At 38.9% G+C, this 22,607-nt stretch carries 23 protein-coding genes and 1 tRNA gene; 15 read left to right on the top strand and 9 right to left on the bottom strand.

Annotated elements, in window-relative coordinates; genetic code table 11:
- Window positions 1-114 precede the first annotated feature (114 nt).
- Together AQPE_RS04415 and AQPE_RS04410 are read right to left on the bottom strand one after the other, a co-directional pair.
- Entirely contained in the window at window positions 115-1,464 is a 1,350-nt protein-coding gene (locus AQPE_RS04415) for an OmpA family protein (protein ID WP_318349835.1), read from the bottom strand.
- A 142-nt stretch (window positions 1,465-1,606) separates the two neighbouring features.
- On the bottom strand, window positions 1,607-2,929 hold the full coding sequence (locus AQPE_RS04410) for an OmpA family protein (protein ID WP_318349834.1): 1,323 nt from the start codon (window positions 2,927-2,929) through the stop codon (window positions 1,607-1,609).
- A gap of 161 nt (window positions 2,930-3,090) precedes the next feature.
- Between AQPE_RS04410 and AQPE_RS04405 the strand changes: the two genes are divergently transcribed.
- Window positions 3,091-3,630: a 3'-5' exonuclease gene (locus AQPE_RS04405; protein ID WP_318349833.1), complete on the top strand. Its 540-nt coding sequence runs from the start codon at window positions 3,091-3,093 to the stop codon at window positions 3,628-3,630.
- A 65-nt stretch (window positions 3,631-3,695) separates the two neighbouring features.
- On the opposite strand, the gene AQPE_RS04400 is transcribed toward AQPE_RS04405, so the two are convergent.
- Together AQPE_RS04400 and AQPE_RS04395 are read right to left on the bottom strand one after the other, a co-directional pair.
- Window positions 3,696-4,082, bottom strand: a complete 387-nt coding sequence (locus AQPE_RS04400; RefSeq protein ID WP_318349832.1) for a DUF5606 family protein — start codon at window positions 4,080-4,082, stop codon at window positions 3,696-3,698.
- 81 nt (window positions 4,083-4,163) lie between these two features.
- The gene (locus tag AQPE_RS04395) at window positions 4,164-6,194 is read right to left on the bottom strand and encodes a TonB-dependent receptor plug domain-containing protein (RefSeq protein WP_318349831.1); all 2,031 of its coding nucleotides are present in this window, start codon (window positions 6,192-6,194) and stop codon (window positions 4,164-4,166) included.
- 480 nt (window positions 6,195-6,674) lie between these two features.
- Between AQPE_RS04395 and AQPE_RS04390 the strand changes: the two genes are divergently transcribed.
- Window positions 6,675-7,181 carry an RNA polymerase sigma factor gene (locus AQPE_RS04390; protein ID WP_318349830.1) on the top strand — a complete coding sequence of 169 codons (507 nt, stop codon included), beginning with the start codon at window positions 6,675-6,677 and terminating at the stop codon, window positions 7,179-7,181.
- 122 nt (window positions 7,182-7,303) lie between these two features.
- A complete protein-coding gene (locus AQPE_RS04385) occupies window positions 7,304-7,852 on the top strand; it encodes a DJ-1 family glyoxalase III (RefSeq protein ID WP_318349829.1) in 549 nt (182 codons plus the stop codon).
- A gap of 125 nt (window positions 7,853-7,977) precedes the next feature.
- On the opposite strand, the gene AQPE_RS04380 is transcribed toward AQPE_RS04385, so the two are convergent.
- The 3 genes from AQPE_RS04380 to udk form a co-directional block, all read right to left on the bottom strand.
- Window positions 7,978-10,011, bottom strand: coding sequence for a tetratricopeptide repeat-containing sensor histidine kinase (locus tag AQPE_RS04380; RefSeq protein ID WP_318349828.1), 2,034 nt, complete (start codon window positions 10,009-10,011; stop codon window positions 7,978-7,980).
- 98 nt (window positions 10,012-10,109) lie between these two features.
- A complete protein-coding gene (locus AQPE_RS04375; RefSeq protein WP_318349827.1) occupies window positions 10,110-10,832 on the bottom strand; it encodes a 3'-5' exonuclease in 723 nt (240 codons plus the stop codon).
- A 1-nt stretch (window position 10,833) separates the two neighbouring features.
- Window positions 10,834-11,442, bottom strand: a complete 609-nt coding sequence (udk, locus tag AQPE_RS04370; protein WP_318349826.1) for a uridine kinase — start codon at window positions 11,440-11,442, stop codon at window positions 10,834-10,836.
- 123 nt (window positions 11,443-11,565) lie between these two features.
- On the opposite strand from udk, the gene AQPE_RS04365 reads away from it, so the two are divergent.
- The 8 genes from AQPE_RS04365 to AQPE_RS04330 all read left to right on the top strand — a co-directional run bounded on the left by AQPE_RS04365 (window position 11,566) and on the right by AQPE_RS04330 (window position 17,066).
- A complete protein-coding gene (locus AQPE_RS04365) occupies window positions 11,566-11,868 on the top strand; it encodes a Dabb family protein (protein WP_318349825.1) in 303 nt (100 codons plus the stop codon).
- A 54-nt stretch (window positions 11,869-11,922) separates the two neighbouring features.
- Window positions 11,923-12,906, top strand: coding sequence for a type I phosphomannose isomerase catalytic subunit (locus AQPE_RS04360; RefSeq protein WP_318349824.1), 984 nt, complete (start codon window positions 11,923-11,925; stop codon window positions 12,904-12,906).
- A 224-nt stretch (window positions 12,907-13,130) separates the two neighbouring features.
- Complete coding sequence (yihA, locus tag AQPE_RS04355; RefSeq protein WP_318349823.1) at window positions 13,131-13,721, top strand: ribosome biogenesis GTP-binding protein YihA/YsxC; 591 nt, start codon at window positions 13,131-13,133, stop codon at window positions 13,719-13,721.
- Between the two features lie 151 nt (window positions 13,722-13,872).
- On the top strand, window positions 13,873-14,811 hold the full coding sequence (locus AQPE_RS04350; RefSeq protein WP_318349822.1) for a ribose-phosphate pyrophosphokinase: 939 nt from the start codon (window positions 13,873-13,875) through the stop codon (window positions 14,809-14,811).
- Between the two features lie 110 nt (window positions 14,812-14,921).
- Window positions 14,922-15,494: a 50S ribosomal protein L25/general stress protein Ctc gene (locus AQPE_RS04345; protein WP_318349821.1), complete on the top strand. Its 573-nt coding sequence runs from the start codon at window positions 14,922-14,924 to the stop codon at window positions 15,492-15,494.
- A gap of 21 nt (window positions 15,495-15,515) precedes the next feature.
- Window positions 15,516-16,082, top strand: coding sequence for an aminoacyl-tRNA hydrolase (pth, locus tag AQPE_RS04340; RefSeq protein ID WP_318349820.1), 567 nt, complete (start codon window positions 15,516-15,518; stop codon window positions 16,080-16,082).
- Window positions 16,083-16,084: 2 nt separating this feature from the next.
- Entirely contained in the window at window positions 16,085-16,462 is a 378-nt protein-coding gene (locus AQPE_RS04335; RefSeq protein WP_318349819.1) for an RNA-binding S4 domain-containing protein, read from the top strand.
- A gap of 61 nt (window positions 16,463-16,523) precedes the next feature.
- Entirely contained in the window at window positions 16,524-17,066 is a 543-nt protein-coding gene (locus AQPE_RS04330; RefSeq protein ID WP_318349818.1) for a DUF4924 family protein, read from the top strand.
- On the opposite strand, the gene AQPE_RS04325 is transcribed toward AQPE_RS04330, so the two are convergent.
- On the bottom strand, window positions 17,063-17,446 hold the full coding sequence (locus AQPE_RS04325; protein ID WP_318349817.1) for a thiol-disulfide oxidoreductase DCC family protein: 384 nt from the start codon (window positions 17,444-17,446) through the stop codon (window positions 17,063-17,065). The genes AQPE_RS04330 and AQPE_RS04325 overlap by 4 nt on opposite strands.
- Window positions 17,443-18,507, bottom strand: a complete 1,065-nt coding sequence (locus AQPE_RS04320; RefSeq protein ID WP_318349816.1) for an N-acetylmuramoyl-L-alanine amidase family protein — start codon at window positions 18,505-18,507, stop codon at window positions 17,443-17,445. Before AQPE_RS04320 ends, AQPE_RS04325 begins: the two co-directional genes overlap by 4 nt.
- Before the next feature lie 281 nt (window positions 18,508-18,788).
- Between AQPE_RS04320 and AQPE_RS04315 the strand changes: the two genes are divergently transcribed.
- The 4 genes from AQPE_RS04315 to AQPE_RS04300 all read left to right on the top strand — a co-directional run bounded on the left by AQPE_RS04315 (window position 18,789) and on the right by AQPE_RS04300 (window position 22,594).
- Window positions 18,789-19,373 (top strand): 5'-nucleotidase C-terminal domain-containing protein, encoded by a 585-nt coding sequence (locus AQPE_RS04315; protein ID WP_318349815.1) that lies wholly within the window; start codon window positions 18,789-18,791, stop codon window positions 19,371-19,373.
- Complete coding sequence (locus tag AQPE_RS04310) at window positions 19,363-20,280, top strand: bifunctional metallophosphatase/5'-nucleotidase (protein ID WP_318349814.1); 918 nt, start codon at window positions 19,363-19,365, stop codon at window positions 20,278-20,280. The genes AQPE_RS04315 and AQPE_RS04310 overlap by 11 nt, the downstream gene beginning before the upstream one ends.
- Window positions 20,281-20,325: 45 nt before the next feature.
- Window positions 20,326-21,948, top strand: a complete 1,623-nt coding sequence (gene lnt, locus AQPE_RS04305) for an apolipoprotein N-acyltransferase (protein WP_318349813.1) — start codon at window positions 20,326-20,328, stop codon at window positions 21,946-21,948.
- 557 nt (window positions 21,949-22,505) lie between these two features.
- Window positions 22,506-22,594 (top strand) — tRNA-Ser (locus AQPE_RS04300).
- Window positions 22,595-22,607: the final 13 nt, after the last annotated feature.

Here is a 22,607-nt window from a genome sequence, read left to right as displayed (position 1 = left end):
TGGTTTTGATTTCTGAATGTAAAATTCAGGCTTTATAAATGAGTTCTGGTTAACAAAAAAGCCCCATCTAAAGAAATAGACAGGGCTTTCGAATTATTTTAAACAATAGTTTTGCTATTTCATTTTGAAAATTTCGAATTCAACCCGACGGTTTTGCAAACGACCTTCTTCGGTATTATTGCTTGCGATTGGTTTTGCTTTGCCCAATGCTTTTTGATGAATAATCCGATCGGCTGAAATTCCCTTGGAAATTAAATATTTAATCACTGAATCAATTCGGTCTTGTGATAGTTTGATGTTGTAATTGTCAGATCCCTGACTATCGGTGTAACCATACATGTTCACATTAAAACCTTTGTCTGAATTCAATGTTTTAATCAGTTTTTCCAGAACACTTTTTGAATAATCAGTCAAATAGCTCTTGTCGGATACAAAATGTACCGGAGTTATTTTGACGTTTTGCATGATCACCTGTTCAGGAGTTAGCTCCTTTTTTGCTTCTACCTCTTTTGCCGGGCAACCATTATTATCTTTTTGCCCTGCAACAGTTGGGCATTTGTCAAGGTAATCCGGAATACCATCGCCATCGGAATCTACAGGACATCCTTTTTCGTCAACTTTTGCCCCTTTAGGTGTATCAGGACATTTGTCCAAATTATCGGTGATGCCATCACCATCCGAATCAAGCGGACATCCTTTTGCATCTACTTTTACGCCTTTGGGAGTGTCGGCACATTTGTCGTTTTTGTCAGCAACCCCGTCACCATCCGCATCCGGACAACCTTTTAGTGAAGTCAATCCAGCAACAGTTGGGCAATCGTCGAGGTAATCAGCAACACCGTCACCATCTGAGTCAATAGGGCATCCATTGGCATCAACAGCAACACCTGTTGGCGTGTTAGGACATTTATCTTTTTTATCTGAAACTCCGTCCATGTCAGCATCAGGAGTTTTGCCAAAATCGAATTCCATACCAACAGTTGCTTTCCAGAAGTTGTCTGTATTGGTTTTGCCGGCAGTGGTTGTTTCTATTCCATTGATATAACCAGCTTCCAGATAAAAAGCAGTGGCTGGGCCTACATAGTATTTTGCCCCAATACCTAAGTCGAAATTTAATCCTGATTCTGAATTGTCAGCGATAAAGCCCGGACCGGCAAAAATATAAGGACGAAAACTTTTGCTTTCACCAGAAAGCTTAAGTCTAAGGTTAATAAATGCAGTTGCCATGTCAAGGTCGCTTGAGAGTTTGGAGTTAAACATACCAAGATCACCTTTAAGCATCAAATCAAACCGAGTACTGACATATCTACTTAAGTACAGTTCGGGATTGAGACCTATTCCTGAGTTGTTAGTTGTTCCATATGCACCTGCTCCTATTCCAAAACCCCATTTCTTGTCGACAGTTTGAGCCTGAGCCAGGGTAGTGAAAGCAAAAAATAATGAAAGTAAAAGTACTTTTTTCATGTTCATTTGTTTTGGTGAATATTTGGTTTTTGAGTCTTTTTTGTTTCTAAAGATAAAAACTATTAAACAGTTATATTACAAATGTACATAAAAAAATCCTTATCAGTTCTGATAAGGATTTTTTCTTAAAATCAAGAGTACTTTATTTTTTAGTTACTTCAAATTCAACTCTGCGGTTCAATGCGCGTCCTTCCGGAGTGTCATTTGTTGCAGCTGGATTAGCTTCCCCAAGACCTTTCTGTAATTCAATACGATTCTTTTTAAGTTTATTTTTACTCGAAAGAATTGATTTAACAACAGCACTTACACGGTTTTTCGAAAGATTCAAATTGTAAGCGTCTGCTCCAAGAGCATCTGCATAACCTGTAACTTTTACATTATAGTTGCTGTTTTCTTGCAATAAAGTTACAAGTTTGTCAACCTTTGCTTTTTCCTGAGCACTAAAAGTTGCTTTATTTGAATCGAAATAAACAGGTTCAACTTTCATTTTTTCAGCTTCAATTTCTTCAGCAGTCTTTTCTTTTGGACAGCCATTGTTGTCTTTTACTCCTGGTACTGTTGGACATTTATCCAAGTAATCTGGAACGCCATCACCGTCTGAGTCAACCGGGCATCCTTTTGCATCAACTTTTGCTCCTTTAGGCGTATCTGGACATTTGTCATCTTTATCGGCAACGCCATCACCATCGGTGTCAGGACATCCTTTTAAGCTAACTAATCCAGCAACATCAGGACATGCATCATCTTTATCAGCAACGCCGTCTTTATCAGAATCAGGACAACCTTTCAGCGAAGTTAATCCGGCAACTGTTGGACAATCGTCAATATAATCAGCAACGCCATCACCATCGGTATCAATTGGGCAACCATTGGCATCAACTGCAACACCAGCCGGAGTATTTGGACATTTATCCTTGTTGTCCGAAACGCCGTCCATGTCAGAATCCGGAGTTTTTCCGAAGTCAAACTCTACGCCAACAGTAGCTTTCCAAAAGTTATCTCTGGTTTTTTTGCCAGCTACTGTAGATTCTATTCCATTCACATAACCAACTTCCATATATAACGCGGTAGCAGGGCTAACGTAATATTTGTCACCGGCACCGATGTTAAAGTTTAATCCGGATTCGCCGTTGTCGGCTAATATTCCTGGTCCAGCAAATAAATATGGACGGAATTTTTTGTCTTCGTTGTTTAATTTTAATCTCAGATCAAGAAATCCATTTGCCATGTCCAAATCGTTTGTTAATTTGGAATTAAATAATCCGAGGTCACCTCTAAGCATCAAGTCGAGGCGAGGGCTAAGATACCGGCTTAAATACAATTCTGGCATGAAGCCAACTCCCGATTTGTTGAGAGTTCCATAGGCACCAATTCCAGCGCCAATTCCCCATTTTTTATCAACTGTCTGAGCATTTGTTATAGCTACAAATGCTATTAGCAATGATAGTAGTAGAGTTTTTTTCATGATTAATGATTTTTGTTTTTAAAATAATATTTGAAAAATTCTGTTATTTATTCGATTTAAAACAAAAAAAATATACTATTGTTGAATAGCGTTCTTGATTATAATATAAAAGTAATAAATCGGATTTGATTTATAACAATGTCATTTCAAAAAATTAGGTTTTGTACGCAATAATTGATATAGAAACAACAGGACAGTCTGCTGCCAAAGGAAAAATCACGGAGATTGCAATTTATATCCATAACGGATTTGAAATAACCGATTCGTTTTCAAGTTTGATTAATCCGGAATGTTATATACCGGGATTTATCACCAGCCTCACTGGTATTGATAATGAAATGGTCAGGGATGCACCTAAGTTTTATGAAGTTGCAAGGAAAATCGTTGAAATGACTCACGAAAAGATTTTCGTTGCCCACAATGTGAGTTTCGACTATAAATTTATTCAGGAAGAGTTTAAACGTTTGGGATACGATTATCAACGAAAGACTATGTGTACCGTTCGAATGGGACGTAAATTTATACCTGGACATAAGTCGTATTCACTCGGGAAAATATGCGACGAATTGGGTATTTCAATACATGGAAGACACCGTGCTGCCGGAGATGCGTTGGCTACTACGAAACTCCTTGAGATTATACTTGAACGGAAAGCTCAAAAGGAAAATAAACAGCCTCCCGGTCAATTGAGGTTATTTTAAAAACAAAGAAACCGCATGTTCGATGCGGTTTCTTTGTTTTATTCTTCAGATTTTATTTCTTCCGTTTATTCTTCTTCTTTCGTTTCTGTCAGCAGGTTCTGATCGCTTAGTAGTTGATACCACTGTATGATCTTCTTCATGTCCGAAACATAAACCCGATCTTTGTCATATTCTGGTAATACTTCTCCAAAAAATGCTTTTATCTCATTGGCTGATGCTTTTGGTGAAATCGTCTTTTCACTCTTCTGAATTCGAAGAAACAATTCTGTCAGCAAAATCTCACCCGTTTCAGTAAAGATGGAAATGTCAGAAAGAGTGCTGATTTTAGATGTTGAATAAGCCGGAATTCGTTTGCCGGTTAGCAGAGATTCAACAATAATACTGTTTTTTGTTTCGGTCACCAATCTAAATAATCCGGGTTGACCACTGATCGATAATATTCCTTTTAACATACGTTTTTAAGTTTTTTCAGTGTGCGAAGTTAATATTTTCCCGGAAGAAAAAACAACTCCCGGATTTCCCGGGAGTCAGTTTTATTTAAAGTTGATTTGATGGCTGATGCCGAAACTAATCCATCGTCCCGGTTGCTCAACAGTTCCTAAATCGTAATAATTGGTGTCGAAAAGATTCGATGCCATTGCATATATTTCGGTGGATGGAGTTTTCCACATGACACGCAGGTTGACCAACCAGAATGGTTCGTAGGACTCGGACTGGGTTCGTATGCCATTTCGATCCTGATAACTGAAACGCCATGAACCTTTTAATTTGCTCCAGATTTTGTGATTGATCTCAATATCAAGTTTATGTTTCAGGTTATCGAGCACATAGTTTGAGAAAAAGTTGTTTCCTCCTTTATCTAATTTGCTGTACGAATAATTAAGTCCTAATTTGGTAATGAAAATACTTTCCTTCCAGATTTTTTCAGGAAAGAAATTTCCACTAAGTTCAAATCCGGTGGAGTTAATCCGGGTCAGATTTTTTGTTTGCCACTTGTCTGCTTCATTTTCGCGAACCCAGTCAATCAGATCCTTTCCTCTTCTGTGATATACATCAACATGTCCGGAAAAACCGATAGAAGTGAGCTTTATTCCACCCTCATAGGTTACTGATTTTTCTGGTTTAAGATCGGGATTGCCAATGTTGGTTGGCCCATTGTAGAATAAATCGGTAAACGTTGGCATCCGTAGCGTTGAATTGGCCGATCCATATATTTTGAAATGATTGGTCAATGAATAGGAAGCATCAATTCCGGGATAAATATTCCAGCCAAAACCGAGATCCGAAATCCAGTTTGTCATTGCACCGGCAGAAATGGAAAAATCTTCGAGATAGACGGAGTGTTCGGCAAAATAGGAGATGGTTGTCCGGGAATAGGACTTGGTAAAAAACTGATCTGATTCTCCTGGAACTGCAATTGGAGTCGTCAATGGCTTACCCAAAACATTACTCCAAACATTTTCTGTCCTGATTTCGGCTCCGAAAGCAGTTTTACCCAATTGTGAATTAAACCAGGCATTTAGATTACTACCGAAAACATCGGTCAAGTGGTAATTGTGTCCCGCATACCAGGTAGCGGGATTATCCCGGAACAACTCAAACCGATCCTGATGCCGACGCCAATAAACTGACGGAATGAGATGAATTTTCGTGCCAGTTTCAAATTTTACCGAAGCAAAAGTTGTTTTGGTCGCTTCAAACTGATTGGGGTAAGTTGCAGTGTAAAAGCTGTTTGCCCCAAAGTCTTTGTCGGTGTGTCCAATTTGAAAATCAAGCGTGCCGGGTTTGGTATTCAGCTTGGCTTGGTAAAAGGCATTCCATGTTTTAAAATCGGTGTTGTCGATGTACCCGTCGGAAGACATGTGGTTGAATGCAATAAATTGATTCCAGTTGCCGGTACTGAGATTTCCGGAAAGGTTAATATCGGCCAGTTTGTGTTGACCAACAGATACATCTGCTTTTAGATTAGTGTGACCCTCTGAATTGGTAATAATATTAATAACTCCCGAAAATGCATTGGGGCCAAAAACACGGGCTGCCGAGCCTTCAAGAATTTCAATACGCTGGATGTTTTTTAAACTGACCGGAAGGTCGAGGGCATGATGGCCTGTCTGGGGGTCTGAAATGTTGACGCCATTTAAAAGGATAAGGGTTTGGTCGAACGAACCTCCTCTGACCGAAATGTCGGCCTGAACTCCATGAACACCGCGCTGTCGGACATCAACACTCAGCGCGTATTCGAGCAGTTCCTGAATACTTTGGACGGGAGCCGCCTCAATTTCTTCTCTTCCGATCACGGATACAATCCGTGCCACCTGCGAGAAAACAACAGGTGCTCTTTGGGCAGAAACCTCAACTTCGTCAAGGTTATACTCCATGCTCACTTTCGAACTGTCGGTTTGGGCAAAGGTAAATTCGGGTTCTGTAACAGTGGTATAAACAGCCAGAAGTACACCAATGCGGACTGGCTTTTTCATAACACTGAACAACGAATACGCTTTTCGTCCCCAACGTTTGAATGTGAACATTTCAGCCCTGTTAACAGATCTGATTGTTCTTTTCATTTTAATAATTAGTGAAAAATTTGAGCCGGCTAAAGTAATAATTATTTAGAATGAGGAATTGGTGTTGTGTTTAGCTTCAAATATTCATCGTTATGCTGAATGTATTTCAGCTTAACGTTTAATATCAGTAGATTCAGAAATTGGTCTTCGACGTGAGCTCAGTCGGACGTTTGGAATGACTTTCAGTCATTAAGTATTAAACAACACGAATATCTCTCGAGCGCTTTTGTAATATAAGAAAATAACTTGTTATTTCAAATTTGTTTCTGCGACGAAATGTTTGTTTAATAACATGTTGTAATTTGAAAACAAAATTATGTAAATACTCGTAGAGAACAAAGTTGGTTGTTTAATCATACCGATATAAATATTCTTTATAAGCAATAAAAAATATCGAAGAATAAAAGACTTTAAAATCCTTTATTTGAAATTTTGAATCTATATATTTGTCCTAACATTAACAATTAAAAAACGAACGCCATGACACAGCTTCAATTTAACACCGCACTTTTAGGATTACAGGACAAGTTGTTGTATTATGCATTGAGTCTGACTTCAGATCAGGAAAAAGCTCAGGATTTGCTTCAGGAAACTTTTCTGAAGGCGCTAACATACAGGGATAAATTTACCCAAAATACAAATTTCAAAGCGTGGATTTACACGATTATGAAAAATACATTCATTAACAACTATCGTCGAAATGTAAAAACAAAAAATACGTTTGATGGTGCAAATAATGATTTTCATTTGAAGTTTCAAAAAGATAAAAGCTATCCATCCCCTGAATCAATTTATAGCTCTAAAGAAATTATCAAATGTATCAATGCATTGGAGGATGAATATAAGGTTCCGTTCAATATGTTTTTAGATGGGTTTAAATACAAGGAAATAGCTGAGGATCTTAATTTGCCTCTAGGTACTGTTAAAAGTCGCATTTTCTTTACCCGGAAAAAATTGGAAAAGTCGTTAAAAGATTACGCTTCTTAATTTATAGTTTGTTGTTCGTAAAATAGTTATAAGTGGTTATAATGGTTTAAGTGATCTGAAGTTAGCAGATCACTTTTTTTTTGCTTTAAATTGCTTTAATTTTGAGAGAAAATCTGAATACCATGAAGAGAAAAATTGCAGTTCATTTGGCTGATGGGTTTGAAGAAATTGAGGCTGTCAGTATTATTGATGTCCTTCGCAGAGCTGACCTAGATGTTCTTGTTGTTTCGGTTACCGGGAAAATCGAAGTGTTGGGGGCTCACCAAATTGTTGTGATAGCCGATACTCTATTTGAAAAAGTGAATTACGACAAAATTTATATGATTGTATTACCCGGAGGAATGCCCGGGGCCGCAAATTTAGATGCTCATACCGGACTAAAGCATCAAATCATGAATTTTGTTGCTGAAAAGAAACAGCTTGCGGCAATTTGTGCTGCTCCTCTTGTTTTTGGGAATTTAGGTATTCTGGAAGGGGAGAAGGCTGTTTGTTATCCTGGATTTGAAGGTTATTTAAAAGATGCTGAAGTGCTTAAAATTCCAGTTGTTGAATCTGGAAACATTATTACCGGAAGAGGACCTGGTGTGGCTATTCTATTTGCCCTGAAAATAGTTGAGAAAACAGTATCGGCAGAAAAAGCAGAATTGCTTGCCAGACAGATGCTTGTTTAGAAGAAGAAAAAGTCATTGGTCATTAGAAAATTGTTTTTCGGGTGACCAATGACTTTTTTTCGGTTAGTTATGTGAAAAGTGCCTGAATTCAGCCAGCCATTACTCCTCAAATCTTTTTCAAATGACTATTGACTTTTTTCCATCCTGGCCGGAACAGTGAAAAAGAATGAGCTTCCTTCGCCAAGAGAACTGTTTACCCAAATCGTTCCGTTGTTCTTATCCACAAATTCTTTACACAAGATCAATCCGAGACCAGAGCCGTCTTCGTTGTTGGTTCCTTTGCGTTTTACTGTCGAAGCAATCTGGAACAGATTCCGTGCGTCTTCTTCAGAAATACCCACTCCGGAGTCTTTAACACAAATGCTGATGTGATCATCGATTTGATGGGCAGTTATTTCAATCGTTCCATCTTCTGGGGTAAATTTGATGGCATTGTTGACCAGGTTTCTCAATACCGTTTCGATCATCTGCGGGTCTGCAAACAGGTTCAGAGCTTCGTCGTAGTCAAATTTAACAACTATATTTTTCTGGTCAGCCAACGAACGCAATACACTCACCGAATTGTCAATGATCCGTTTTAATTCAATTTCCCGCGGATTATACATTAATCTTCCGGTTTGCGATCTCGACCATTCGAGCAGGTTTTGCAGTAACCTAAAAATGTTGTTGGTCGAATGGTGAATATCGGATGCAAATTTTCGTCGTTCTTCTTCAGTAAACCGTTCATAATCTTTGCTAAGAAGGTAAGAATACCCCATTACCGTATGAAATGGATTTTTTAAATCGTGGGCTATTATAGAGAAAAACTTGTTCTTCGCCGCATTTAAAACTCTAAGTTCACTCTCGCTCTGTTCGATCTTTTTGTTTTTGTCTTCAAGCAATTGGTTCAGCTTAATTTTGTCGAAGTATCGGATAAGAACAAAAAATACGAAAATGAGCAGTAAACTTGCTGTAACAAATCCTAATATCTTTAATTGCTTGTTTTTCTGTAGTTGCACATCCATTAGCTCTTGCCTCGATTGTAGCCTGATGATTTCATTTTGCTTCTTCTCTGTTTCGTACTGTTTTTCAAGGCTAATGATCTGTTCGTATTTTTCCTTCTGAACCATGCTGTCGTTGTACTGGGTATATAAAACATAGTTTTGAAACGCCTTTTTATAATCCCCCATTTTTTCATACACACCAGCCAAACCTTCGTAATTTACTTTCTTTAGTGAAAAACCTCGGTTGAATTGGTCAGTTAATCGCAGACTTTCATTGTATGCAACAATAGCTTCTTTATATTTTCCCTGTTTGTTATAAATTGAAGCTATTCCTTGCCTGATGTCAGCTTCGTAATGATTCCAACCTAATTTCTGAAAACTATCCCAGGCTTGATTGAAATAATCGAGAGCTTTATTCAGGCTGTCGGGATAATTTGTATAAACAGAAGCTAGATTAGATACAACAATTGCCTGACGGTCGACCGCTTTGATTTTTTTGAAGTAGTAATAAGATTTGAGGAAGTTCACAAGAGCAGAATCTGGCATGTAGGACCAAGAAAATGTATCACCTAGTCCGTTGTAATTAACGGCAATGCTTGCTGTATCATGGATAGATAAGTTTATTCGTAATGACTTTCGGTAATTATCAATGGCGTCTTTATAGTTGTTCATTCTTGAGTGAACCATCCCAATGTTTGAGTATAAATTTGCCGTTCGCTCAGGATCTTTTTCGCAATACTTTAATGCAGTTATAAATCGGGCTATTGCTTTTTCGCCTTGAAACATGTAATGGTAGCATAAGCCAATCGAGTTTTGGCAATCATAAATATTAGATGAGTCTTTAATTTGTTCATATAAAGGAATTGCCTTTTGATAATAAGTAATAGCTTCAGCGTAGTTCCTTTTGTAATAGGTAGTTTCACCTAAATAATTGAATGATTTGGCCTGTTCCGGAATTTGCTTGTTTTGAACAGCCAGTTGATTGGCCATGCGGCTATATTGATTGCTTTTTGCTGAATCGGATCTGGTATTGAATGAAAGCTCAAGAAATAATTCTGTTTTCTCTTTTTCTGTTGCTTTATTACATAGCTGCAATAAGCTGTCAACTTTTGATTGTGATGAAACAACCAGATTAACAATTAAAAATAAAACGACGAGTAAAAAAAGCTTTTTCATCGCAAGGTTTGTGATGTGCAAATATGTTTATTTTTAATTGTAAATCACACAGGAAGCTTCCTTTTGATTCACTTTTACAAGTCTTTGTTAAACGTTTCTTAAACAACAAGCAGGTTATCAATAGATATGATTGATTCTCCTTTATATCTCAGTATCAGATTTGCCAAAGCCAGAGTGTCTTTTTCGCAATAACGAATAATACGGTCGAGGTCACCTTCCTGATAATATGTCTGGGCTACCTGGCTGCCATCAATATCATCTTTGGGGGTCGGAATATCGAAAACAGCGCAAAGCAAATCAAGAGAAGTGTAGTTTTTATAGTCGCCAAATTTCCACATTTGCAGCGTGTCCAGCAATCGGTCCTTTATTTCCCAGGGTTTGGCTCCTGAAATGTCTAAAATCCGTGGCAGACGAAGTCCGTTGATTAAAGTCCGGCGGGCAATGTAAGGATAGTCGAACTCAATCCCGTTGTGGGCGCAAAGTTTTTTCCCGGGATTTGATGTGAATTTCTCGAGCATATCGTTAAACGCCAGCAATAGTTTTTTTTCGTCAGTGTCATGAAACGACTTCACCCGATAAAAGCGCTCTCCATTTTTCTGAATAATTACACCCGCCGAAATGCAAATAATTCTGCCAAATTCAGCATAAATTCCAGCCCTTTCATAAACATCAGACGCAGCCTGAGTTTCATCTCTGAAATAGACAGATTTCTTATCCCAAAGCTTTTGAAAATGCTCAGGAAGTTCAGTAAAATCAGCTTTTTGCGGTACTGTTTCAATGTCGATGAACAGAATATCCTCGGAAGAAATCGCTTCGAGCATGTTATTTTAGATTTTGTTGGATGTAATTGGTTAAGATATTAATTGCCACCAGGTTATTGCCGCCTTCAGGCACAATAATGTCAGCAAATTGCTTGGTGGGTTCAATAAACTGGATATGACTTGGTCGTACCGTTTTTGCATATCGGTCTAATACCATTTGCACGTCGCGTCCGCGTTCAATAATGTCGCGCTGAATTACACGCGATAATCGAACGTCCGAGTCGCAATCGACAAACACCTTGATACCCATTTGTTCGCGCAAAATAGCTGGGAAAAGCACCAGGATTCCTTCAATAATCACAACTGATTTCGGCTGAATTTCACGGGTTTCATCCGATCGGGTGCACGAGAGGTACGAATATATCGGTTCCTGAACCGACTGTCCGGCTTTCAGTTTAATAATATGTTCAACTAAAAGTTCAAATTCGATGGATGCCGGGTGGTCGAAATTGATTTTTTGCCTTTCTTCGAGTGGTAAATGACTATTGTCTTTGTAGTACGAATCCTGCGATATAACAGCAACTTCGCCAGCGGGCAGATTCTCTATAATTTTTTTTACAACTGTCGTTTTTCCGGAACCGGTTCCACCGGCAATACCAATTACTAACATAGAAATATATTTTTTTCAAAGATAATGAAGAGTACCGCTTTTCAGCAAGCAAAATCGTACGTTGTGGAACAGAGGACAGAAAATGTTAACTTCGCACTACAAAATAAAAAAAAATAGCTTGTTATGATTAATCACGTTGTGTTGTTTAAACTGAAAAAATACGATTCTGAAAGCGAAAAACAGAATGTGATCAGTTCAATTGAAGATGCTTTACTCAGTCTTTCAGGTAAGATTAATGAATTGAAACACATTGAAATTGGCGTTAATTACGAATTGGCATCTAAATCATACGATATTTGCCTGATTTCTCATTTCGAAACAGTTGAGCAACTTGATGCCTATCGCATACATCCTGAACACCTCAAAGTTGGTGAACTAATCGGTCAACATGCTGTTGAAAGAGCTGCAGTTGATTTCGAATTCTAAACGGATTCATCATTTTTAAATTCCTGATTTTCAAATTTAATTATTCCTTAACGCATGGAAGGATTATATCCCCTGAAATTTACCCCCATTTATAAAGATAAAATCTGGGGTGGAAATAAGATTAAAACGTTACTGAACAAGAATTTTGGTGATTTGCCTAATTGTGGCGAAAGCTGGGAACTTTCAGGAGTGTCTGGCAATATTTCTGTTGTTTCGAATGGCTATTTGGCCGGAAACAGTTTAGAAGAACTCATTGAAGTTTATATGGGCGATTTGGTTGGTGATCAGATTTTTGAAACTTTTGGCCATGAGTTTCCACTTCTGATTAAATTTATTGATGCTAACGACGATCTATCCATTCAGGTTCATCCTGATGATGAAATGGCGGCGGAGCGACACAATTCATACGGTAAAACCGAGATGTGGTATGTGATGCAGGCCGATAAAGGCTCTAAGCTTCAGTCTGGTTTTAACCAACAGGTTGATCAGGAAAAATACCTTGAAAAATTAGAAAAAGTTGAATTGACTGATATTCTGAATTTCGAGGAAGTTACCGCTGGTGACGTTTTTTTTATACCTGCTGGACGTGTTCATGCCATTGGCAAAGGGATTTTATTGGCTGAAATTCAGCAAACTTCGGATATAACTTACCGCATTTACGATTACGATCGCCGCGATGATCAGGGAAATCTACGTGAGTTGCATACCGATCAGGCGTTGGATGCAATTGATTACACGTTATTTCCTGAATACAAAACCAATTACGAACCGATACCTAACGAGTCGGTAGAATTGGCCAGTTGTCAGTATTTTACAACTAATGTGCTTGAAGTTACCCAGGTTGTAGAGAAAGACTTTAATAAACTCGATTCGTTTGTCATTTATATTTGCCTGGATGGTGAACTGGTCATCGAAACCGAATCGGGTTCCGAATCAGTTCAAAAGGGCGAAACCATTCTTTTGCCTGCGTCTATCGAAAATGTACTTTTGAAACCAGTCACTGCATCAGCAAAATTGCTGGAAGTGTACGTTGGATAAAAAGAAAAAAGTCAATAGTCATTCGGATCGGAAAAAGTCAATAGTCATTAGGAAATTGTTTGAAAATCGACTTCTCGAATGACTGATGATTGGTTTCCCGTTCATTGCAGAGGAAAAGATAAGCGATATAAAAGATAACAACTAACAACTTCTTTTTTCCGTATTTCTTTTTCCTATTTTTCTAATGACAAATGACTATTTTCAAATGACTAATTCCTGACTCAATGATCAAACAAGCCCGTTTTTTAATCAGTAATACCGATGTCAAAAAGTGCCCGGCGCCCGATCGGCCCGAATATGCTTTCATCGGTCGGTCGAATGTTGGCAAATCGTCTTTGATCAATATGCTTGTCGGACAGAATGGCCTGGCTAAAGTTTCTGTAAGGCCCGGAAAGACGCAGTTGATCAATCATTTTATCATTGACGAAAGTTGGTATCTGGTTGATTTGCCTGGATATGGATATGCTAAAATTTCGATTTCGGTTAAAGAGAAATTTCAGAAACTTATCAGCAATTACATTCTGAATCGTGAAAATTTATATTGCCTGTTCGTCTTGATCGATGTTCGCCATGCTCCTCAGCAAATCGATGTTGAATTTATTACCTGGCTTGGCGAAAATCAGGTTCCATTCGCCATTATTTTCACCAAGGCCGATAAACTGGGTAAAGTATCTCTGGCAAAAAATGTGGGAGCTTATACGCAGGAACTTAAAAAGTTATGGGAAGAATTACCTTCGATATTGGTTAGTTCATCGCTTGATGGAACCGGACGGGATGAGATTATTTCGTTTATCGAAAATGTAAATAAATCCTAATTATATATCTTATATTCAATTTGTTACCCTGTTGTTCTGTTTGTGCTTTCTTGTAATAAAAGTTTAATTTATTGCGCAAATAGAAACGGATATGATTAAGTTTTGTTTACCTTTGCCGCAATTCCAGAAACACAAATTTAAAAAGGAATACATGTCTAGAAAGGCTCCTCTAAAGATTTTTCCGTGTACAAAAAGTATGGATTTAACCAAGCGGATCTGTGATAGTTTGGGTGTTGAAGTGGGGAAAACTTCTTGTCCGGTTTTTTCGGATGGCGAATTTGAACCCTGTTACGAAGAAACGATTCGCGGTTCGCATGTGTTTATTATCCAATCAACTCCTCCCCCGGCCGATAACCTGATGGAATTGCTCCTGATGATTGACGCAGCCAAAAGAGCATCAGCGTATAAGATCATTGCGGTTATTCCATATTTTGGATATGCGCGTCAGGATAGAAAGGATAAACCCAGAGTTTCAATTGGCGCCAAATTAATTGCCGATTTGCTTTCTACCGCCGGTGCCGATCGCATTATCACCATGGATCTTCATGCCGATCAAATCCAGGGATTTTTTAATGTTCCGGTCGACCATCTTTATGCATCATCACTTTTCATTCCGTTTATTGGTAAAATGGGATTGAAGGACCTGGTTGTAGCTTCGCCTGATGTTGGTGGAACCAAGCGTGCAAATACTTATGCAAAGATGCTTGGTACCGATATGGTAATTTGTCATAAATCGAGGGCAAAAGCCAATGTGGTTGATAGTATGACTCTAATTGGCGAGGTGAAAGGCAAAGATGTTATATTGGTAGATGATTTAATTGATACTGCCGGAACGATTGCCAAGGCTGCTGATATCATGATGGATAAAGGAGCAAACAGTGTTCGTGCTTTTGCTGCCCATGGTGTTTTATCCGGACCAGCTTACGAACGGATTGAAAAATCAGCGTTGGCTGAAGTGTATTTTACGGATTCCATTTCGGGGAAACAAGAATCATCAAAAATAAAGTATATACCAATTGCCGGCGCATTGGCCGAAGCAATTGAAAGAGTTTATAAAAATCAGTCAATTAGTTCAATGTATTACGGTTAATTGTATATATTTGCACCGCTTTTTCCATAAGCACATGTTATGCATGCTGTTTGCCCTTTCACCGTAGAGGGAGGACTGAGTACCATAATTTAAATATTAAAAAAAGTAAAATGAAATCAATTTCGATTAAGGCCACAAAAAGGCCAGTTGTTGGTAAAAAAGAAGCCAAAAGACTTCGTTTAGAAGGTTTAGTTCCCGGAGTTCTTTATGGTGGTGAAGAACCAATCCATTTTCAGGCTCCTGAAAAAGAATTCAAATCATTGATTTACACTCCAAACGTTTATCTGGTAAATCTGGATATTGATGGTACTGTTTATCAGTCAATCATTCAGGATGCACAGTTTCACCCAGTTGAAGAGCAGTTGATGCATGTTGACTTCCTTCAGACAAGCGACGATAAAATGGTGAAAGTTGAGATTCCTGTAAAAACAGAAGGTTTCGCAAAAGGTATCCGTAAAGGGGGTAAATTAAAATTGAACCTTCGTACGTTGAAAGTAAAGGCATTGGTAAAACACCTTCCTGATACAATCAATATTAATGTTGATGATTTGGATTTGGGTCAGAGTTACAAAGTTGGTTCACTTCAGAGAGAAAATCTTGAATTCCTCAATGCAAAAGCTGTTCCTGTTGTAACCATCATGATTACAAGAGCTGCAAGAGCTGCAAAAGTTGGTAAAGGTTAATCAAACTAAAACCATATTGTCTTGAAATATTTAATTGCAGGACTTGGAAATCCGGGGAAAGAATACGAAAATACCCGGCATAATATAGGATTTAAAATATTGGACGCTCTCGCAGAGGCGTCCAATATTGTTTTTAGCGATGAGCGTCACGGTTGGGTTACCGAATATAAATTCAAAGGCCGTACGTTTATTTTGCTGAAGCCAACTACTTACATGAATTTGAGTGGAAAGGCTGTTAATTATTGGATGCAAAAAGAAAGTATCACTCCTGAAAATCTGCTGGTGGTAGTTGATGATCTGGCTTTACCGTTGGGTTCTGTACGTCTTCGTGCCAAAGGAAGCGATGCCGGTCACAACGGACTCAAAAACATTGCACAAGTACTGGGAAATGAGAATTATGCACGTCTTCGGGTTGGAATTGGCGATGATTTCAAAAAGGGACAGCAAATTGACTATGTGTTGGGTGAATGGGATAAGCAGGAAAAGCTTGAGCTTCCGGCAATGATCGATACTTCAATCGAAATTATTAAAAGTTTCGGAACCATTGGTGTTGCTCAAACCATGACCTTTTTTAATAAGCGGAAATAATTATGGCCGAAGGTACCCGAATCGACAAATATCTTTTTGCTGTGCGTCTGTATAAAACGCGCAGTCTGGCTTCCGAAGAATGCCGAAAAGGGAAAGTTACCATTGGCGGAATGAACGTTAAGCCATCGCGCGAATTAAAAGTAGGAGAAACCATTCAGTTGCGCCGGCCTCCGATTACCCGAAGCTACAAGGTTTTAGCTCTCACCGAAAACCGGATGGCTGCTAAAATGGTTCCTGAATTTTTGTTGGAAACGACTCCGGCTTCAGAATTGGAAATTCTGGAAGTTCAGAAGAATATGAGTGTGTATAATCGTGAACGGGGAACCGGACGGCCAACCAAAAAAGAACGCCGCGATCTCGACGACTTCTTCAATGTTTAGTCAGGTGACGGGATTTAAATAATTTAATGTTACTGCTTTTTACCTTTTATCTTGTTTCCTGATGATTATAGCCCGCGAATTACGAAAAACAAATATTGCTGAATACATTCTGTACATGTGGCAGGTTGAAGACTTGTTGCGAGCCTGTTCATTCGATCCTGAAAAAATAGAGCAGCAACTCGTCAAACGATACAATGCTGATGAGGTTGCAGGTAAAGAAATTGCTGACTGGTATCGTAATCTGTCGGTTATGATGGAAAAAGAACATGTTCAGGAAAAAGGACATTTGCAGGTCATTGTTAATCTAATCAACGATTTAAATGAGTTTCATCTCAAAATGCTGGCGGTTCAAATCGATCCGGAATACGTGATGCTTCATCAGAGAAACCAGGAAGCGATAACCGAAGTCATGCAAAAGACATCAAACGATGTTGACAACGAAGTGGGAGCTTGCCTGAATGCCTTGTATGGTTTTATGATGCTCAAATTGAAGAGTTCCGAGATTTCAACACAAACCCAACAGACTATCGAAAAGTTGGCGCATCAAATTGGCCATTTATCTGCCCGGTACATTCAGTTCGAAAACGATGATTTTGAATTTTAGATGAACCTTTCTTTTTCTTCCCCGGAAGGTAAATAACATGAGTCGCGCTTCCCAAACCAACGGAACCGGTTTCGTGCAACCCAAACGTACAGTGAATATCGCCATTTTTGAGGTAAAATCCTGAAAATGACTATAAAACTATAAGCTCCTCCCAACTCTTTCCCGATTTTTAAAATTGCATCAAAGTATTCGTATGTCGACTGCTTGTCGGTTACTATAATTGTTTCGAAGTCTTTATCTTCTCCGGAATTTTGAAGTGCCTGAAACAGGAATATCTTTTTCTTATCGGCTTTCAGGATAAATCGAACTGCTTCGCTGCATAAGATGCACATGCCATCAAACTGGACAAGAATTTTCCCTTCAGGAATGACCGGAATCATTTGATGCTCTTTTTGAAGTCATCAATCAATCCGTCGCGTAACCAATTGGCTACCGCCTGGCGGTTGTCGGGATTAATGAATCGTTGTTGGTCGCGGGTGTGATTAATGTTGCCGAGTTCGATAAAAACGGCAGGTGAAACAGCGTTTTTTATGACATAGAGGTTTCGGTCCGACACACTTCCGGAGTAGCCCCGGTTGGGCTGGTGTTCGGCATATTTTTTCTCGAAAGTTTCCTTGAGCGTATTGGCCATCCGTTTCCCAGTGTTGCTTCCTTTGTCATGATAAAAGAAAACATCGATATTCTCTTTCTCGCTTCTTGAATCAACATGAATAACCACCAGTCGTTGAAATTTCTTTTTATTAAGTGCATGCAGACTATTAACCGCGGCAGTACTCTGCTTTAAACGAGCCAACTGGCTCAATGGAATCTCGTTGTCAGGATAGCAGACTTCGTCTTTATCGGGAGCCAGGTATTGTTCATCGCGGATTCCATCGTTTGGATCGCGAATGATCAGGTAAACTGTTGCTCCACGTTCAATCAGGTTTCGTGCCAATCGGAGAGTTACATCGTAGGCATATTCATCCTCACAAAGGATGTGTCCGTTCAAGTTACCTATTGCCCCCGGATCAGGGCCACCATGTCCGCTTTCGAGGTAATAGATAGCGCCTGCAAGCTCTTTACTTTTTATGGTGATTTCACGGTATTTCTTTCCGAATATTTCGTAAACAGTTTTTTCAGGAAGAGCTTCAATTTTCGCCTGAATTTTTTGAACTTCAGCAATCGTGTCTGTTTTTAGAGGTAATCGATATACTTTGCCAATAATAAGGGCATTTTCTTTTCCAAGTTTGGATTTGTTCAATTCGATGAATTGATTTAAAGATTCGGTATAAGAGTACCCATTTTGTTTTAGTACCGAATAAATGCCATCTCCTTTTTTCGCTTTATAGGTTTGGTATTCCTGTGCCGACAGTTGAAAACAAAAGAATATCAGTATTCCGGAAACAATTATTTGGTAAGGATAATGCGCTTTAATATATGGTGGATTTAGTATCTTGAGCATCAGAAATGAATTTTTCTATCAAACGGATTTTAATTGATTTTGTTTTTATCTTTAGGCTTAGAGTTTCTTAAAAAAACTTCAATTATTACAATTTTAAATATAATTCAATGCGTCGTTTATTCCTCAGCATTTGTGCTGTTTTTATCTTATTTTCTTGTTCCCGATATTTAACAGTAAGTCAGGTTAATACAAAGAACACTTCGGTTGAATTTCAAAATTCCAGTATTGATTCTCTCGCAGAATCCATGGTAAAACCCTATCGTGACAGCATTAAACAAGATATGTCAAAAATAGTTGGTGTTACAGCAACAGCTCTTGTAAAAGGCAAACCTGATAGTAAACTCACTAATTTGGTTTCCGATATTCTCCTGAAATGCGCCAATGATTATTGCGCTGAAAAGCATTTGAATATTAGTCCGGATATTGCATATGTAAATTATGGCGGACTGAGGGCTTCGCTTCCACAGGGAGAAATTACGGTAGGTCATATTTTTGAGTTGATGCCTTTTGAAAATGAGATTGTTTTGGTTAAAATCTCGGGCGAATCGATCCTGAAAATGGCCGAACGCATTGCTGGTAGAGGAGGGGAAGGGGTTTCGGGTCTTAAACTTGGAATCCGGAATGAAAAGGTTGGTACTCTAACGATTGGTGGTAAGCCTGTCGATCCGGCAGCCTCCTATTGGGTGGTAACCAATGATTACATTGCCAATGGAGGCGATCAGATGAGTATGTTTATTACTCCGTTGGATAAAATTGAAACAAAGATAAAAATAAGGGATATCTTAATTCGTTCGTTGAATGAGATGTTCCGAAGAGATGGAGTTATTGATGTAAAAGAGGATGGGAGGATTTATAATGAGCAATAGACGAACTTTTTTAAAGCAAACGATATTGGGTGGAGGCGCATTGACGCTTGGATTGATTCCAAAAGAGCTTTTTGCTTCGGGCGAACTGGTTCGGTTAACGGTAATGCACACCAACGATATGCACTGTCATCTCGACCCTTTTCCTGCCGATCATGCTGAATATCCCGGGAAAGGCGGGTTGGTGCGAATCGCATCGATGGTGAATCAATGCAGAAAGGAAAATCCAAATCTGCTGCTACTCGATGCAGGCGATATGTTTCAGGGAACTCCGTATTTTAATTATTTTAAAGGCGACCTGATTGTAAAGGTGATGAGCAAAATGGGCTACGATGCCGGAACCATTGGAAATCACGAGTTCGATAATGGAATGGGCGATATTTTATCGGCGATTAATAATGCTAACTTTCCTTTAATATCCAGTAATTATGATTTTTCGGATACCCTCTTGAACGGCCACGTGAAAACTCAGCTAATTCTGGAAAAGGGTGGAGTAAAAGTTGGTATTTATGGCTTGGGAATTGAATTGAATGGGTTGGTCGGAACCTTGAATTACGGAAAAACCCGCTATCTAGATCCGTTGACAACAGCCCTTAAGATGGAATCCGTTTTGAAAAATGATCATAAGTGCGATCTGGTCATTTGTCTTTCGCACCTCGGATTGTCGTACGAACACAACAAAATCAGTGACGTAACTTTAGCTCCGCAAACCAAATATACCGATCTGATTGTAGGTGGTCATACGCATTCTTTCCTGGAGAAACCGTTGGTTTTGAAAAATGCTGATGGAAACCCAATTGTGGTTAATCAGGCGGGATGGGCTGCATTGGAAACCGGACGAATCGAATTTTTATTTGATCGGGTAAGTAAAAGGAAACATCCGGTTGAAATTATCAATAATTTATCCTGATCCCGGGTGTTTTGGACATAAATTTATGCTGAACGAGACTTCCTGATGAGAAGAGTCCAACTGCTTTTTCTTTCTGCTATTTCAGGAATATTACTGAGCTTCCCCTGGATATTTCCCGGACTCGATTGGGTTTTGTTATTTGCATTTGTTCCCTTGCTTCTGGTTGATAGCTTGCAGTTTAAGCAAAGAAAGTCTGAAAATTTATCGTCCTCATTTTTGTTTGGTTTTGTTGCATTCCTGATCTGGAATATTTTTTCGACCTGGTGGATTTCGTATGTTTCTCTTCTGGGGATGTTATTTATAACTTCACTCAATTCTTTATTCATGTCCAGCGTTTGGTGGCTCAAGAATAAAGTTCACCAGAAATTTGGCGCTACTTCAGGTTATTTTTCACTGATCGTTTTCTGGATTGCCTTCGAGTTCCTGAATCATCATGGTTTGCTTCCATGGCCTTGGCTGACTCTTGGTAATGGGTTTGCCAATACCGTGAAAATAATTCAATGGTATGAGTTTACTGGTGTTTTGGGTGGTTCGGTTTGGATCTTGCTATCCAATATTTTGATTTTTATTGCAGTTCGAAATCTGTTGGATCAGGCGCACCGGAAATTTGTCAGGTCGATTGGATTAGCCCTTTCTGCTATTATTTCCCCTATTGCCTTGTCGTCGTACTCGTATTTCAATTATTCTGAAAAAGGCGTCATGCAGAACGTGGTTGCTTTGCAGCCTAATATTGATCCATATACTCAGAAATTTGTAGGAATGAGTACCGATGATCAAATTAGTAAACTCATCTCCTTAGCCGAATCGAAGATTACTGATTCAACCGATTTAATACTGGCTCCCGAAACCAGTTGGCCGCCTTTGCTGGAAGATTCTCTTGCTCATCAAAGTCCTTCACTTCTTCCGCTCACTGAGATTATGAAACGATTCCCGGATGTTAGTTTTATAGTTGGAGCAATTACTCAAAGGAAGTTCAGAAATGGCGAGCAAATTTCAAATACGGCCAGGCAATCTGATGATGGTAAATACTTCTTCGATGTTTTCAATTCCGCAGTAATGATTGATCGGACCTGTAGGGTTCAATTCAATCACAAAAATATTTTGGTTGCTGGTGTCGAAAAAGATCCATTTCGGGAATACTTTTCTTTTCTTCCTGATTATATGCTTGATTTAGGGGGCATAAATGGTAGTTTGGCCTCGGGGAAGGAACCAAAAGTTTTTGATTTGTCAGGTACGGGAAAGATTGGCTCGGTGATCTGCTTCGAATCGGTTTTTGGTGAACATGTGCGCCAATTGGTGATGAATGGTGCCAATTACATTGCCGTACTAACAAATGATGGTTGGTGGAAGGATTTCCCGGGTGTTTGGCAGCATTTTGGCTATTCCAAAATTCGGGCAATTGAAACGCGTAGGAGTGTTGTAAGGAGCGCAAATACTGGTATTTCCGGATGCATTAATCAGCGTGGAGATGTGCTTGTCCAAACAAAAATTGACGTTTGTGATGGGGTAAGTTCAAGAATCGGGATGAACAATTCTATTACCTTTTATGTCAGGCATGGCGATTATCTGGGCTGGATAAGCTTGTTTCTTTCAGGAATGATCGGCATTTATTTTGGTTTGCCGAAGGTGGGAAAAGGGCAAAAAAAATCCGCATTAATTCGATTGTAAAAATCCCAGATAAATAGGATTTGAGTGCCTGACTGATCAAACTTCCAACGGTAACTAATGTTACTCGCGCTTTCGCGTTACTAGGCCTGTTTTAGCAGTCAAAAGCTTACTCGGGTCAATTGTAAATGTTGAATTTTCCAAACGTAGAATTAATGCGGACAATATCTTTTGACGTATGTGATAGAACGTTTTGTTGATTCAAATATAGTAGGCTTTGACCTATTATCCAAGCAAAACATGGGTTTTAATAACATGTTGGTAATATCTGGCTGATTACCAGAATGCTTAACAGTCCTGTTTTTTGTGTCTATAACTTTTTAATCATTCCCCCCGTAAAATAAGGCTGATTCGTTAGGCTTTCCCTTTTCCTTTCTAATTTAACAGCCCAAAAAAACATTAAAAAATAACCTGATTTTTTGTTGCAATTGTTTTGCTAAAGAAAAAAGTAGTTCTATATTTGCACGCACATTCGCAAAGGCTGAATGGGGGTCAAAAACGAAAGAATTTGGCCTGATAAATGAAAGATTGGAATCGAATTTATTTCGTTACAATACCAAGGAGAGATGGGTGAGTGGCTGAAACCACCGGTTTGCTAAACCGACGTACGGGTCATTCTGTACCGGGGGTTCGAATCCCCCTCTCTCCGCATTTTTTTATTG

Source organism: Aquipluma nitroreducens (assembly GCF_009689585.1).
Taxonomy (GTDB): domain Bacteria; phylum Bacteroidota; class Bacteroidia; order Bacteroidales; family Prolixibacteraceae; genus Aquipluma; species Aquipluma nitroreducens.
The sequence above is the reverse complement of the archived record's forward strand: the minus strand, read 5'-3'. Positions and strand labels throughout refer to the sequence as shown.